Annotated in this window: 15 protein-coding genes; 2 read left to right on the forward strand and 13 right to left on the reverse strand. The window is 73.8% G+C overall.

Annotation, left to right across the window (positions count from 1 at the left end; translation table 11 throughout):
• Positions 1 to 74: 74 nt before the first annotated feature.
• The 3 genes from groES to PYS65_RS14560 form a co-directional block, all read right to left on the reverse strand.
• A complete protein-coding gene (gene groES / locus PYS65_RS14550) occupies positions 75 to 383 on the reverse strand; it encodes a co-chaperone GroES (RefSeq protein ID WP_176102295.1) in 309 nt (102 codons plus the stop codon).
• 312 nt (positions 384 to 695) lie between these two features.
• Entirely contained in the window at positions 696 to 1,454 is a 759-nt protein-coding gene (locus PYS65_RS14555) for a polysaccharide deacetylase family protein (RefSeq protein WP_279334396.1), read from the reverse strand.
• On the reverse strand, positions 1,451 to 2,338 hold the full coding sequence (locus PYS65_RS14560) for a polysaccharide deacetylase family protein (RefSeq protein ID WP_279334397.1): 888 nt from the start codon (positions 2,336 to 2,338) through the stop codon (positions 1,451 to 1,453). The genes PYS65_RS14555 and PYS65_RS14560 overlap by 4 nt, the downstream gene beginning before the upstream one ends.
• A gap of 158 nt (positions 2,339 to 2,496) precedes the next feature.
• Here PYS65_RS14560 and PYS65_RS14565 point away from each other — a divergent pair, with 158 nt between their 5' ends.
• Positions 2,497 to 3,741 carry a class I SAM-dependent methyltransferase gene (locus tag PYS65_RS14565; protein WP_279334398.1) on the forward strand — a complete coding sequence of 415 codons (1,245 nt, stop codon included), beginning with the start codon at positions 2,497 to 2,499 and terminating at the stop codon, positions 3,739 to 3,741.
• 212 nt (positions 3,742 to 3,953) lie between these two features.
• Here PYS65_RS14565 and PYS65_RS14570 read toward each other — a convergent pair whose 3' ends face one another.
• The 5 genes from PYS65_RS14570 to tsaB form a co-directional block, all read right to left on the reverse strand.
• Positions 3,954 to 5,009, reverse strand: coding sequence for a LacI family DNA-binding transcriptional regulator (locus tag PYS65_RS14570; RefSeq protein WP_279334399.1), 1,056 nt, complete (start codon positions 5,007 to 5,009; stop codon positions 3,954 to 3,956).
• Positions 5,010 to 5,177: 168 nt separating this feature from the next.
• Positions 5,178 to 5,435 (reverse strand): hypothetical protein, encoded by a 258-nt coding sequence (locus tag PYS65_RS14575; RefSeq protein ID WP_279334400.1) that lies wholly within the window; start codon positions 5,433 to 5,435, stop codon positions 5,178 to 5,180.
• The gene (tsaD, locus tag PYS65_RS14580; protein ID WP_279334401.1) at positions 5,432 to 6,541 is read right to left on the reverse strand and encodes a tRNA (adenosine(37)-N6)-threonylcarbamoyltransferase complex transferase subunit TsaD; all 1,110 of its coding nucleotides are present in this window, start codon (positions 6,539 to 6,541) and stop codon (positions 5,432 to 5,434) included. The genes PYS65_RS14575 and tsaD overlap by 4 nt, the downstream gene beginning before the upstream one ends.
• Positions 6,534 to 7,163, reverse strand: a complete 630-nt coding sequence (locus tag PYS65_RS14585; RefSeq protein ID WP_279334402.1) for a GNAT family N-acetyltransferase — start codon at positions 7,161 to 7,163, stop codon at positions 6,534 to 6,536. The genes tsaD and PYS65_RS14585 overlap by 8 nt, the downstream gene beginning before the upstream one ends.
• Positions 7,160 to 7,813 (reverse strand): tRNA (adenosine(37)-N6)-threonylcarbamoyltransferase complex dimerization subunit type 1 TsaB, encoded by a 654-nt coding sequence (tsaB, locus tag PYS65_RS14590; protein WP_279334403.1) that lies wholly within the window; start codon positions 7,811 to 7,813, stop codon positions 7,160 to 7,162. Before tsaB ends, PYS65_RS14585 begins: the two co-directional genes overlap by 4 nt.
• A 182-nt stretch (positions 7,814 to 7,995) precedes the next feature.
• Here tsaB and PYS65_RS14595 point away from each other — a divergent pair, with 182 nt between their 5' ends.
• On the forward strand, positions 7,996 to 8,571 hold the full coding sequence (locus tag PYS65_RS14595) for a hypothetical protein (RefSeq protein WP_279334404.1): 576 nt from the start codon (positions 7,996 to 7,998) through the stop codon (positions 8,569 to 8,571).
• 24 nt (positions 8,572 to 8,595) lie between these two features.
• Here the strand turns inward: PYS65_RS14595 and PYS65_RS14600 are convergent, their stop codons facing one another.
• The 5 genes from PYS65_RS14600 to PYS65_RS14620 form a co-directional block, all read right to left on the reverse strand.
• Complete coding sequence (locus PYS65_RS14600; protein WP_279334405.1) at positions 8,596 to 8,784, reverse strand: hypothetical protein; 189 nt, start codon at positions 8,782 to 8,784, stop codon at positions 8,596 to 8,598.
• A gap of 198 nt (positions 8,785 to 8,982) precedes the next feature.
• Entirely contained in the window at positions 8,983 to 9,489 is a 507-nt protein-coding gene (gene tsaE / locus PYS65_RS14605; RefSeq protein ID WP_279334406.1) for a tRNA (adenosine(37)-N6)-threonylcarbamoyltransferase complex ATPase subunit type 1 TsaE, read from the reverse strand.
• Positions 9,490 to 9,577: 88 nt separating this feature from the next.
• On the reverse strand, positions 9,578 to 10,813 hold the full coding sequence (locus tag PYS65_RS14610; RefSeq protein ID WP_279334407.1) for an alpha/beta fold hydrolase: 1,236 nt from the start codon (positions 10,811 to 10,813) through the stop codon (positions 9,578 to 9,580).
• A gap of 71 nt (positions 10,814 to 10,884) precedes the next feature.
• Positions 10,885 to 12,057 carry an alanine racemase gene (gene alr, locus PYS65_RS14615; protein WP_279334408.1) on the reverse strand — a complete coding sequence of 391 codons (1,173 nt, stop codon included), beginning with the start codon at positions 12,055 to 12,057 and terminating at the stop codon, positions 10,885 to 10,887.
• A 107-nt stretch (positions 12,058 to 12,164) separates the two neighbouring features.
• Complete coding sequence (locus PYS65_RS14620; protein WP_279334409.1) at positions 12,165 to 13,631, reverse strand: NAD(P)H-hydrate dehydratase; 1,467 nt, start codon at positions 13,629 to 13,631, stop codon at positions 12,165 to 12,167.
• Positions 13,632 to 13,767 lie beyond the last annotated feature (136 nt).

Here is a 13,767-nt window from a genome sequence, read left to right on the forward strand (position 1 = left end):
GCCCCGGGCCCCCGGCTCAGTAAGCGTGTCGGGACCAGGGGCGCAGTTTCGGAGCAGATGTGCTACGAGGTGACTTACTTCTCGATGATCGCGAGAACGTCGCGAGCCGAGAGAACGAGGTACTCCTCGTTGTTGTACTTCACCTCGGTGCCGCCGTACTTGCTGTAGAGCACGACGTCGCCGACCTTCACGTCGAGTTCGACGCGCTTGCCGTCCTCGACGCGGCCCGGACCGATGGCCAGGACGACGCCCTCCTGGGGCTTCTCCTTGGCGGTGTCCGGAATGACCAGGCCCGAAGCCGTGGTCTGCTCGGCGTCGAGCGGCTGGACCACGATGCGGTCCTCGAGCGGCTTGATGGCAACCTTGGAGCTGGCGGTCGTCACGATCCGACCTCCCCCTTCGGAGATCTCACGGGGTTAACTGTCTGAGGTGGCGACCAGGTCGATCCGTCGTCGCGGGTGCCGGACCTGCCCGTCGCGCATGTTGGCACTCTCCAGGGGGGAGTGCCAGACCCGAGACTATGGCCGCGATTAGCACTCGGTCAAGCGGAGTGCCAATTCACTGCGTTCGCGTCGCCGGATTTCCCGTGTACGCCGGTCCGGGAAACCGGCCCTCGTTCGGGTGATCGCCCCGGGGACCGGCGCCCCGGACCCCCCTCCGGCCTGAACCGCCTCGGCCCCGAGCGCCGGACAGGCTCATGGCCGGACGTGGTCCTCCAGCCTCCCGACCCTCAGCCCCTGCTCCTCCAGCTCGCTCAGCAAACGTGTCGTCCGTTCCGCCAGGGTCAGGGGCGGAGCCTCGCCGGCGGGGACGGAGATGATGTCGCCGGGGGCCAGGCGGCGGGCGCCCCGGGCGTACGTGAGGGTGCCGTCGCCCTCCAGCGTCACCCGCCAGAGCACGACCGCCGCGATGCCGCAGTCGGCGGCGGCGCGGAGGGTCGTGGCGTCGTACGTGCCGTAGGGCGGGCGGAAGAGGTGGGGGCGGACGCCGAAGCGGGACCGGAGCTTGCGCTGCTGTCCGCAGATCTCGGCGCGCTGGCCGGCGTAGGGCAGGCCGCGCAGGGCGGGGTGGTCGAGGGTGTGGTTCTGCAGGCTTGCACCGACCGAACGCAGGCGGGCGAAGTGACCGTAGCCCGGCCCCACCACGCTGTCGGTGAGGAACATGCTGACGGGAAGCCGGCGGTGCCGTACGAGGTCGATGAAACGGGGGTCGCGTTCGGCGCCGTCGTCGTAGGTCAGGAAGACGACCGCGTCCCGGGTCGGGACCCGGTCCACGACGGGCGGGACGCGGCCGGGCGACTGACCCGCTCCGTCCCCCGTGCCCCCGGTGCCTTCACCCCCTCGGTCGGCGGGGCCCACGACCGGCCGCCCGGCCGACGGGCCGCACCCCGCCAGCACCGTCAGCACCGCCAGCACCGCCAGGAGGACCGCCACGGCCGCCCCCCGCCGGATCACAGGTAGTCCTCCAGGCGTCCCACCGCGTACCCCTCGGCCGTGACCTTGTCCAGGAAGCGGCGGATCATGTCGGGCATCGTGCCCTTCCACTCGTTCCGGCCCCGGAAGTGGGTGAGGACGATGTCGCCGGGGTGCAGCTCCCCGTCCCCCTCGCGGTAGTCCCAGCGGTCGACGAAGACCTCCTCGTTCCACAGCGGGACGTACTCGACGCCGCAGGACTTGGCCGCGCGCAGGGTGTTCTTGTCGTAGGTGCCGAACGGCGGGCGGAACAGGACGGGGCGGTGGCCGTACCGCTCCTCGACGACGTCCTGCATGCCGCAGATCTCGCGCTTCTGGCGGGCGTAGGACAGGCCGCGCAGGGGCGGGTGGTTCAGGGTGTGGTTGTTCAGGCCGACGCCCCGGTCCCGCATCTCCTCGAAGTAGCCGTAGTCGTCCTTGATGACGTAGTCGCTGAGGAACGCGGTGTACGGGATCTTCAACTCGCTCATCATGCGCAGGAACGCCGGGTCCTTCTCGGCACCGTCGTCGATGGTGAGGAAGACGACCTTCTCGTCCGTGGGGACGGTGGTGAAGACCGGGGGAAGGCCCAGTCGCCGGTGGCCGTCTACCTCGAAGCCCTCACGGGTGGTGATCCTCGGTTTCTTCCCGGGCGCCGGCGGAGCGGCCCGGGGCACCTGTTCGAGTCCCCAGCGCTTCGCGGCGGCCGCCCGCGCGGCGTGTGCGGCACGCGGTTCGGTGGCGTGGGAGTCGCGATCGCGGGCCGGGGGCGCGGCGAGGGGCTGTCGGCCGCCCGCGGCCGGGTCCGGGGCGGTGGAGTCCTTTCCGCAGCCCGCGGCGAGCGGGGTGAGGGCCCCGAGGGTGAGCACGGCGACCCCGGCCCGCACACCCCACCATGACTGTCTTTTATCGTTTTGTCCTACTACTCGCATGGAGTCGGATCCTCGCAGTCCCCCCGCCCCGGAGCCGGTCCGACACCGCGGCCGGCGGCGCACCGTCCACCGACTGGCCCACAGCCGGCCCGCACCTGACCCACAATGGGCCGGTGAACGACCGCACCCCTCTCTCCGCCTCACCCCTCGCCCCGCTCCTCACCCCCGAGGGCCGCGCCCTGCTCGAGGAGGTGCGCGACACCGATCCGGCGCGAGAACTCGCCGTCGCGACCCGGCTGCGCCGCGAGCATCCGGCGGAACTGGTCTCGGCGGCGCTCGGTCAGGCGCGCCTGCGGCAGCGGGCGGTGGCGAAGTTCGGGGCCCAGGACGCCGCGCGCATGTTCTTCACGCCGAACGGGGTCGAGCAGTCGACCCGGGCGAGCGTGGCGGCGTACCGGGCGCGGCGGCTGAAGGAGTCGGGCGTGACCTCGGTGGCCGACCTGTGCTGCGGGATCGGCGGGGACGCGATCGCGCTGGCGCGCGCCGGGATCCGGGTGCTGGCGGTGGACCGGGACCCGCTCACCGCGGCGGCGGCCCGCGCGAACGCGGACGAGCTGGGTCTGGCCGGGCTGATCGAGGTGCGGGAGGCCGACGTCACGGAGGTGGACCCGGCCGGTTACGACGCTGTCTTCGTCGATCCGGCCCGGCGGGGCGGCCGCGGTCGCGTCTTCGACCCCGAGGCCTACTCACCGCCGCTGTCCTGGGCGATCGAGGCGGCCCGCGCGGCACCCCGCGCCGCCGCGCTGAAGGTCGCACCGGGCATCCCGCACGAGGCCGTCCCCGCCGACGCGGAGGCCGAGTGGATCTCGGACGGCGGGGACGTGAAGGAGGCGGTGCTGTGGTTCGGCAGCGGGCGGACGGCCACCGCCGGGACGGAGGACGCCACCCCGACGACCCCGACGCCCCCGGCGATCCGGGCGACCCTGCTGCCCGGCCCGCGCACGCTCCTCTCCCGCGGGCTGCCGGATCCCGACGTGCGCCCGCCCGGCCGGTACCTGTACGAGCCCGACGGCGCCGTCATCCGCGCCCATCTCGTCGCCGAGGTCGCCGAACAGCTCGACGGCGGGCTCATCGACCCGACCATCGCCTACGTCACCGCCGACGAGTACCGCCCCACCCCGTACGCCACCGCCTACGAGATCACCGACCGGCTCCCCTTCAACGTCAAGAAGCTGAAGGCGCTGCTGCGCGAGCGCCGGATCGGCACACTGACCGTCAAGAAGCGCGGCTCGGCGGTGGAACCGGAGGAACTCCGCCGCAAGGCCCTGCCCAAACCCCACGGCCCCGAGTCCGTCACGGTCTTCCTGACCCGCGTCGCGGGCGCCCCGACGATGCTGCTGGGGCACCCGGTGCGGTGAGGCCCGCGGCCGGCCCGCTGAGGCCCCGCGGGGCCGGCTCAGGACCCGACCGATCGCCTTGCCGAGGGAGAAGCCTTGGCCGGCCCCTCCGGGATCACCGCGTCGGCACCGTAGGGGACGCGGTGCTCGTCGGCGTACTCGGCCTTCCTGGGATCGGGGGACGTCAGGACGAGCACGGCTCCACCGCAGGCGATCCGGGAAGACCGAGGACGTCAGGCCCCGGCCGGCGGCGCTCCCGTGCTGCTGCGCACCACCAGGCTCGTGGCCAGTTCCACCCGGGTCGCGGCCGCCGCGCCCTCGCCCTTGCCCAGGTCGAGGACCAGCCTGGCCGCCGCCTCGGCCATCTCGGTCAGCGGCTGCCGTACGGTCGTCAGCGGCGGCCCCACCCAACGGGCCACCGGCAGATCGTCGAACCCGACCACGCTCAGATCCTCGGGAATCCGCAGGCCCAGCTCACGCGCGGCCTCGTAGAGACCGAGCGCCTGGAGGTCGTTGCCGGCGAAGACCGCCGTGGGCCGGTCCTCGCGGCGCAGCAGGGCGAGGCCCCGGCGGTAACCGGTCTCGTGGTGGAAGTCGCCGGTCATGATCAGCCCGGGGTCCACCGGAAGCCCGCCGGTCTCCAGCGCCGCCCGGTAACCGTCGATGCGGGCGCGGCTGCACATCATCCGCGAGGGACCGCTGATCGCCCCGATCCTGGTGTGCCCCAGCTCGACCAGATGCCGGGTGGCGGCGAGGCCGCCCTGCCAGTTGGTCGCGCCGATGGAGGGCACGTCGGTGCCCGGGTCGCCGGCCGGATCCATCACCACGAACGGGATGGAACGGCTGGTCAGCAGCGCCCGCCCGGACTCGTCGAGGCCGGACAGGACGAGGATCACCCCGTGCGGGCGGCGCGCGGCGACCTGGTCGGCCCAGGTGCGCCCCGGAGTGAGCCGCCCCGCGCTCTCGGAGAGCACGACGCTCAGTCCGGCGTCCCTGGCCACGTTCTCCACGCCCCGGATGACCTCCATCGCCCAGGCGCTCTCCAGCTCGTGGAAGACCAGGTCGATCAGCGGCGAGCGGGTGGCCTCGGCGCGTCGGCGCCGGTATCCGTGGGCGCGCAGCAGTTCCTCGACCCGGCTGCGGGTTCCGGGGGCGACATCGGCACGCCCGTTCAGCACCTTCGAAACAGTCGGCGCGGAGACACCGGCCTCGCGGGCGATCTCGGCGAGGGTCGCAGTCTGCGCACTGCGCCCTCGCGTCCGGGTTTCAGCGGGCTGCGAGGAAGTCATGGCGGCGATCGTATCCCCGCGGACCCTCTTACCGAACCCCTTCTCACACCACGGAATTCCCGAACATTCGCCACCATGGTCGAAACATTCGGCACTCATCGGCCGGGCGGGCCACCCCCTGTTCGAACCGGGCGCCCCGGGACCACGGCCGGCCGCGCGGGGCGCCGGTCAGTCCGCCGCCACCGACTCGAAGCGCCAGCGGTGCACCGCGCGTGTGATCAGCTCCCCGTCCGGTTCCGGGAGTTCGGGGAGGTCGGCGTCGTACGGGGCGTCCCACCAGGTGATGACCAGAACGCGGTCCTGCGGGGCGCGGAAGGTCTCGCGGCGCAGCGGAGAGGCGGGCAGTTCCTGGGCCCGCGCCCAGGTCAGCAGCTCCTCGCCCCGATCGGGCACCGCCCGCGCCTCCCACATCAGCGCGACGGTCATGAGTACAGGTTCTCCTTGCTGACCTCATGAACGTGATCGTGGTCGTGGCTGCGGGTGTGGGCCTCGCCCGGGACGTGGGGTTCCGTCACCGGGAGGGACGAGTCGGCGGACAGGTCCCAGTCGGAGACGGCCCGGCCCCGGGCGACCATCTCCGCGCCCAGGGCGGCCACCATCGCACCGTTGTCCGTGCACAGCTTGGGGCGCGGCACGCGCAGCCGGATGCCGGCCGCCTCGCAGCGCTCCTGGGCCAGCGCCCGCAGCCGGGAGTTGGCGGCCACTCCGCCGCCGATCATCAGATGGTCGACACCCTCGTCCCTGCAGGCGCGTACGGCCTTGCGGGTGAGCACGTCCACGACCGCCTCCTGGAAGGAGGCCGACACGTCACGCACCGGCACCTCCTCCCCCGCCGCCCGCTTGGCCTCGATCCAGCGGGCCACGGCCGTCTTGAGGCCGGAGAAGGAGAAGTCGTACGCCGGGTCGCGCGGACCGGTGAGCCCGCGCGGGAACGCGATCGCCTTCGGGTCCCCCTCGCGCGCGTACCGGTCGATGACCGGGCCGCCGGGGAAGCCGAGGTTCAGCACGCGCGCGACCTTGTCGAAGGCCTCACCCGCCGCGTCGTCGATGGTGGCGCCCAGGGGGCGGACGTCGGAGGTGATGTCCGAGGACAGCAGCAGCGAGGAGTGCCCGCCGGACACCAGCAGCGCCATCGTCGGCTCGGGCAGCGGCCCGTGCTCCAGCTGGTCGACGCAGATGTGCGAGGCGAGGTGGTTGACGCCGTAGAGGGGCTTGCCCAGGGCGTAGGCGTACGCCTTGGCCGCCGAGACGCCGACGAGCAGCGCGCCGGCGAGACCCGGACCGGCGGTGACGGCGATGCCGTCCAGGTCCCGGGCGCTCACCCCCGCCTCCTTCAGCGCGCGGTCGATCGTCGGCACCATCGCCTCGAGGTGTGCCCGGGAGGCGACCTCCGGGACGACGCCGCCGAAGCGGGCGTGCTCGTCGACGCTGGAGGCGACGGCGTCGGCCAGCAGGGTGGTGCCCCGGACGACTCCGACACCGGTCTCGTCGCAGGAGGTCTCGATCCCCAGCACCAGGGGTTCGTCAGCCATGGGTCTCGGTTCCTTCTACGCCGTTCACGGGGTTCGTCGGGTCCTGCGGGTCCTGCGGGTTCATCGAGTTCGGCGGGTTCTCAGAGGTCGCCGGGTCGGTCAGCCGCATCACCAGGGCGTCCACGTTCCCCGGCTGGTAGTAGCCCTTCCTGACCCCGATGGTCTCGAAGCCGAAGCGCTCGTACAGCCTCTGGGCACGGACGTTGTCGATCCGGCACTCCAGGAACACCTCGGCGCACTCGAACGCGGTCGCCGCCCGCAGCAGTTCCGTCAGCAGCCGCGAACCGAGGCCGGTGCCCCAGTGGTCCCGGGTGACGGCGATGGTCTGGACGTCGGCCACCCCGGCGGTGTCCCCGCCGGAGGCTCCGTCCCCGCCGGACGCCCCGTCGCCGTCGGGCTGCGCACCCGCGGCGGTGAGCCCCGCGTATCCGACGAGGCGGTCGTCCTCCTCGGCGACCACATACCTGCGGGTCGCGGCGGGCCCGCGCGCATGGGCCAGCTCGGACCAGAACATCCCCCGTGACCAGGCGTCCTCGGGGAACAGCTCGCGCTCCACCTGGAGCACGGGTTCGATGTCCCACCAGCGCATCTCACGCAGTACGGCGTTCTCGGGTCCTGTCACTTGGGGGTGACCACCTTGTAGTTCTTGGGGACCTGGGCATCGGGCCGCCGCAGATACAGCGGCCGGGGCGCGGGCAGTTCCTCCCCCGCCGCCAGCCGCTCGGCGGCCAGCCGGGCGAGGGCGGCGGCCGACACGTGCTCCGGCTCGTGCGCCCTGGGGAAGGTGTCGGGGTACAGCAGCGCGCCCGCGCCGACCGCGGGCAGCCCCGCGACCTGCCCGGCGATGTCGGCGGGGCGGTCGACGGCGGGGTCGGTGAGGCGGGTGCGGGAGTCGGCGTAGCGCGCCCAGTAGACCTCCTTGCGGCGGGCATCGGTCGCCACGACGAAGGGGCCCTCCAGGTCGGCGGCGTAGGCGAGGCCGTCCAGCGTGCACACACCGTGCACGGGGACGCCGAGCGCGAGCCCGAAGGTGTCCGCGGTCATCAGGCCGACCCGCAGCCCGGTGTACGGACCGGGACCGATGCCGACGACGATCCCGGTGACGGCGCCCATCGTCAGGCCGGCTTCGCCGAGCACCCGGTCGATCGCCGGGAGCAGCAGCTCGCCGTGCCGGCGGGCGTCCACCTGGCTCGAGGAGGCGATGACGTCGTCGCCGTCGTGCAGCGCGACGGTGACGGCGGGGGTGGCGGTATCCAGAGCGAGCAAGAGCACACAAACAGCCTACGGCTCCCCACGGCCCGTGTCGGACGACCCGGTCGGACGGCTACGTACTGCTACCGTCGCATCGGCGTACGCACAATTCCGGTTCATTCCTGACATTCGATGACAGACGACAGACGACAGACGGCAGCCGGCAGCCGGCAGCCGGCAGCCGTGGGACTGGGGTGAGGGCGGTGGCGGGCAACAGCTCGGCGATCGTGGCGGGACTGACCGCGGCCGCCCTCGCGATGGTCGCCTTCCTCGGTCACCAGGCGGCGTCGAGCGCCTCGGCCCGCCCGCACGCCGCCCGCGCGGGCACCTCGCCGGGCGCCGTGCGGGCGGACCGGGGCGCCGATGCCCCGGGCGGCGCAGACGGCTCCGGCACCCTCACCGCGCCACCCGGGGACTCCGGCCGGGGCACCCGGGTCGTGTACGCGCTGAACACCGACCGGGTGTGGCTCGTCGACAAGAACGACAAGGTCAAGCGCACCTTCACGGTCAAGCCCGGCACGGTGGACCCGGAGCCGGGCACCTACCGGGTCACCTCGCGCTCCGGGAAGATCACCGGATCGGACGGTGTCCCGGTCGAACACGTCGTCCGCTTCGCCGACAGCGACGGCACGGTGATCGGCTTCAGCGCGGCCGTCGACGGCTCGGACCCGGAACTCGACCCGAAGGTCCGCACGGGCGGTGTCCGCGAGACCCGGGCGGACGGCAGGGCGCTGTGGAAGTTCGCGACGATCGGCCGCACGGTCGTCGTCGTCCGATAGCCGCCGACAGCCCGCCCTTACAGGTCAGGCGGCGTCGCGGTGGGTGCCGACCGGCTCCGTGGACCGCGACTGCGGCAGCGGTTCGGGGGCGCGGGGCGGGGTGGAGACCGCGGCGGCGGCCGCACCGGCGGCCAGCAGATCCCGCATCGAAACCCCGGTGAACGGCTGCGGCCGTGTCTCGGTCGTCCGGCGAGAGCTCTCGATGGACGGCATGGACGCCTCCTGGGACCGGGGGCGGACGTGGTTAGGTAGACCTAACCACGAGCTGGATACCATGTGACCACGCCCGGGACACCGAACGCAACATCATGCCAACACCTCGTCGGAACGTACGGAGAACATACGGGGAAGCCGCCTCCGCCCGGCCTCCTTTCGACCTCCCCTCGACCTCCCGCGCCGGTGCCTCCCGGCTCAGGCCGACAGCACGCTCAGGTCGATGCCCGCCCAGCGCTCGCCCAGACCGGTCAGCGTCACGTGCCGCACCTCGTCCGTCGTGTCGCCGACCGCGCGGTGGATGACGAGCTGGAGCCGGTCCTCGGTCAGTTCCTCGATCCTTCCCTCGCCCCACTCCACGACGATCACCGACTCGGGCAGCGAGACGTCGAGATCGAGGTCCTCCATCTCGTCCAGTCCGCCGGAGAGCCGGTACGCGTCGACGTGGAGCAGCGGCGGACCGTCCCCCAGGGACGGGTGGACGCGGGCGATCACGAACGTCGGTGAGGTGACGGCACCGCGCACCCCGAGCCCCTCGCCGAGCCCGCGGGTCAGCGTGGTCTTGCCCGCGCCCAGCTCACCGGTGAGCATCACGAGGTCGCCGGCGCGCAGCAGCTTGGCGAGCTTGCGGCCCAGTTCCCGCATCCGCTCAGGGGAGTCGACGACCAACCGGGCGGACGGGGGCGACGCCGCGACTTCTCTCATCATCACTCACTCGCAGTAGTACGGTAAAGACACCGCGCAAGGGGTCGGTTCGGGCCGGACCGCAGCCGAAGGCCGGAAGCCGCCCTCGTCAGGGGGAGGCGGAGTCACAGGCACCCACGGTAGTGGTGGTCACCGCCCCGGCGCGGGCAAGCAGATCGACGAGGCGGTCGGTGACGACTGCCGGGTGCTCCAGCATGACGAGGTGTCCGGTGTCCGGCACCAGCACCAGCTCTGCGTCCGGCAGAACGTCCGCGATCGCCTCGCTGTGCTCGCTGGGCGTCACCAGGTCCCGCACCCCGGCCAGCACCAGCACCGGGAGATCGGCGAAGCGGGCGAGGGCGTCGGCCTTGTCGTGGTCGCTGAACGCCGGGTAGTACTCGGCGACCACGTCGATCGGGGTGGCCTCGATCATCCGCTCGGCGAAGCGGGCGACGGCCGGGTCGATGTCCCGGGTCGCGAACGAGTACCGCTTGATGACTCCGGCGAACAGGTCCGCCGTGGCCCGGCGCCCCTTCTCCACCAGTTCGGCCCGCTGCCCCAGCGCCTTCAGCACCCCGGGCAGCACCCGCCGCACCGCGTTGACCCCGGCCACGGGCAGTCCGAAGTTGACCTCGCCGAGCCGCCCCGACGACGTGCCGACGAGGGCGACACCGACGACCCGCTCGCGGATCAGCTCGGGGTACTTGTCGGCGAGGGCCATCACCGTCATCCCGCCCATGGAGTGCCCGACCAGCACGAGGGGGCCCTCGGGGGCGGCGGCGTCGATGACCGCCTTGAGGTCCTGTCCGAGCTGGTCGATGGTGACCGGCTCGCCCCGTTCCGTCTGGGCCGCGCCCCGCCCGGAGCGGCCGTGGCTGCGCTGGTCCCAGTGCACGGTCCGTACGACGCCCCTGAGCGCGGCCCGCTGGAAGTGCCAGGAGTCCTGGCTGAGGCAGTAACCGTGGCTGAAGACGACGGTGGCGGGGGCGGGCGCCCCGCGGCCGAACAGCCGGCGGCGCCGTGCGGGAGCGGGGGCGAGGCCGGGATCCAGGTCGTCGACCTCGTAGTACAGCTCCGTGCCGTCCTCGGCGTACGCCGTGCCGGGGGTGCCGCGCAGCGAGCCGTAGGGTCCCGTGGAGTCGAGGGCGAGCCGGGCCTTCTTGCGCATGCCCCGGCCGACCGTCATCCGTTCTACGGCGACGCCCGCGGCGGCGCCCGTCGCGAGCACGCCCAGCGCGACACCGGCGATACCGGTCGCCCGGCGCCAGCCGCCGGACGCCGCGGCAGCGGAGTCGGCGGCCGCCGTGACGGCGGTCGTGACGATCTCCGCGCTGCTCTCGCTCACGTACGCGCTCCTCCGTTGTCTCCGTGCCTGCCGTGTCCGCGCCCATGGCAGCGCGTCCACGTCCGTCGCGTCTACGGCGCCGTATTCACATGGACGCGCGGAACGCGGGTTCCGATCCGGGTGACGATCTCGTACCCGATGGTGCCCGCGGCCTGCGCCCAGTCCTCGACGGTGGGTTCGCCGCGGTCGCCGGGGCCGAAGAGGATCGCCTCGGCGCCCGCCCGGAGTTCGTCCCCGCCCAGGTCGACGGTGAACTGATCCATCGCGATCCGCCCCGCGACCGTGCGCCACTTGCCCTCGACCAGCACCGGACCGGCGGAGGAGGCGTGCCGCGGGATGCCGTCCGCGTAGCCGAGCGGGACGAGACCGAGGGTGGTCGCACCCGGGGTGACGTAGTGGTGGCCGTACCCGATGCCCTCTCCGCCCGGGACGTGCTTCACCAGGGCGAGGGAGGCGGTCAGGGTCATCACCTGGCGCAGCCCGAAGTCGGCGGGGGTGCCGATCTCGGGGCTGGGCGAGACGCCGTAGAGCGCGATGCCGGACCGGACGAGGTCGAAGTGGCTCTCGGGGAGGGTGAGCGTGGCGGCCGAGTTGGCGATGTGCCGGACCTCGGGGTCGATGCCCTGCTGCTCGGCCTGCGCCACCATCTCCCGGAAACGGGTGAGCTGGGCGTCGACGGAGGGGTGCCCCGGCTCGTCGGCGCAGGCGAGGTGCGACCACAGGCCGACGACGCGCAGCAGTCCGTCGGCCTCGGCGCGCAGCGCCCCGGCGATCAGCTCGGCCCAGTCCCCGGGCACGCAGCCGCCCCGCCCGAGGCCGGTGTCGGCCTTGAGGTGGACACGCGCGGGCCGTCCGGCGAGACGTGCGGCCGCGGTGACCTCCTCCAGCGCCCACAGGCCGCTGACGGACACGTCGAGATCGGCCTCGATCGCCTCCCGCCAGGGCCCGCCGGGCGTCCACAGCCAGCACATGACGCGTACGTCGTCCGGCACCCCGGCGCCGGGCGCGCGCAGCGCCAGGGCCTCCTGCGGAGTGGCCGTACCGAGCCAGGTCGCCCCGGCCTCGACGGCCGCCCGCGCGCACGGGAGCGCGCCGTGCCCGTAGCCGTCCGCCTTGACCACGGCCATGAAGGCGGCGCCGGGCGCGTGGGCGCGCAGGCTCCGCACGTTGGCGCGCAGCGCGGCCAGGTCGATCTCGGCGCGGGCCCGCAGCGTCGCGCCCCGCACAGCATCTGTCTCGTTCATCGTGCCCCAGTGTCTCAGAGGGGTAGGCGGCCCCACCGGGAGCGGTAGGCGACTCCCGGGCGGTCCCTCCCCGGACTCCCCCCTCCCCTCCCCCCGGCCTCCCGGTCTCACCCGCGCACGACGTCCCGCCAGGCCGCCGGGAGGGCCTCCGCCACGTCGTGCGCCCCCACCGGCGCGCCGTCCGCCGCGAACCGTGCGGCGAGGCCGTGCAGGTAGGCCGCCGCACTGCCCGCGTCCAGCGGCGGCAGTCCGGCGGCCAGCAGCGAGCCCGCCAGCCCGGACAGGACGTCCCCGCTCCCGGCCGTGGCCAGCCAGGACGTGCCGGTCGGGTTCACCCGTACGGCCGTCACCGCCCGGGCGTCCGGATCGGCGCCCGGATCGGCGACCAGCGTCGTGGAGCCCTTGAGCAGCACGGTCGCCCCGTACCGTCCGGCCAGTTCACGCGCCGCGGCCAGCCGGCCGCCCTCGACCTCCTCCCGCTCCACGCCGAGCAGCGCGGCGGCCTCGCCGGCGTGCGGGGTCATCAGGGTGGGCGCCCGGCGGGCCCGTACGGCCGAGACGTCGGCCAGCCGCAGCCCGTCCGCGTCGATCAGCACCGGCACGTCCGCCGCCAGGACCTCCGCCACGGGCCCGGCGTCGTCACCGGCTCCGGGCCCGACGACCCACGCCTGCACTCGTCCGGCGTGCTTCGGCCCCCGGTCGGACACCAGCGTCTCGGGGAAGCGGGCGATCACGTCCCGCGCGGCGGGACCGACGTACCGCACGGCCCCGGCACCGCCCCGCAGCGCGCCGGACACCGCGAGCACGGCCGCGCCGGGGTAGCGGGCGGACCCGGCGGCGACCCCGACGACGCCACGCCGGTACTTGTCGCTCTCCGCGCCGGGCACCGGCAGCAGCCGTGCCACGTCGGCGTGCTGGAGCGCCTCCAGCACCGGCTCGGCCGGCAGCTCCAGCCCGATGTCGACGAGCCGTACCGACCCCGCGTACTCCCGTGCCGGATCGACGAGCAGCCCCGGCTTGTGCGTCCCGAAGGTCACCGTGAGGTCGGCCCGGAGCGCGGTGCCGCGGACCTCGCCGGTGTCCGCGTCGACACCGCTCGGCAGGTCGACGGCGACGACCGCGGCACGGGACCGCTCGGCGGCCTCGGCGAGCGGCACCGCGTCCGGCCGCAGCCCGCCCTTGCCACCGATCCCGACGATGCCGTCCACGACGAGATCGGCCCGCCGGATCAACGCCTCGCCACCGCCGGTCCCCACGGCCCGGCCCCCCGCCCCGCGCAACGCCGCGAGCCCGGCGGCATGGGCGCGCTCCGGCGCGAGCAGCACCGCCGTGACGCCCGCGCCGCGCCGCGCCAGCCGGGCACCGGCGTAGAGGGCGTCGCCGCCGTTGTCCCCGCTGCCGACCAGCAGGACGACCCTGCTGCCGTAGACCCTGCCGTGAGCCCGCCCCAGCAGCTCCGCGCAGGCCGCGGCGAGCCCGGCGGCGGCGCGCTGCATCAGCGCGCCCTCCGGCAGCCGTGCCATCAGTTCCCGCTCCGCCGCCCTGACCGTCTCCACGCTGTACGCAGTACGCATACGTCCGAGTGTCCCGTACCGAACGGTCCGACTCCCGTGTCCGGGAAGCGGTCCCGCGCCTCGCACGCCGGTCGAAAGTTGTCGGGGGCCGTACTCCCGCCGCATCCGTTGACGGCGTGCCGCGCCCTCGTCACAC

Origin of the sequence: Streptomyces cathayae (assembly GCF_029760955.1) — a bacterium.
In the GTDB taxonomy this organism is placed as follows: domain Bacteria; phylum Actinomycetota; class Actinomycetes; order Streptomycetales; family Streptomycetaceae; genus Streptomyces; species Streptomyces cathayae.

Coding starts and splice junctions, on each gene's coding strand:
- PYS65_RS14620 (WP_279334409.1), bottom strand. CDS start 13,631: ATGCGTACTGCGTACAGCGTGGAGACGGTCAGGGCGGCGGAGCGGGAA.
- tsaD (WP_279334401.1), bottom strand. CDS start 6,541: ATGGCTGACGAACCCCTGGTGCTGGGGATCGAGACCTCCTGCGACGAG.
- PYS65_RS14570 (WP_279334399.1), bottom strand. CDS start 5,009: ATGACTTCCTCGCAGCCCGCTGAAACCCGGACGCGAGGGCGCAGTGCG.
- PYS65_RS14575 (WP_279334400.1), bottom strand. CDS start 5,435: ATGACCGTCGCGCTGATGTGGGAGGCGCGGGCGGTGCCCGATCGGGGC.
- PYS65_RS14600 (WP_279334405.1), bottom strand. CDS start 8,784: ATGCCGTCCATCGAGAGCTCTCGCCGGACGACCGAGACACGGCCGCAG.
- tsaE (WP_279334406.1), bottom strand. CDS start 9,489: ATGAGAGAAGTCGCGGCGTCGCCCCCGTCCGCCCGGTTGGTCGTCGAC.
- alr (WP_279334408.1), bottom strand. CDS start 12,057: ATGAACGAGACAGATGCTGTGCGGGGCGCGACGCTGCGGGCCCGCGCC.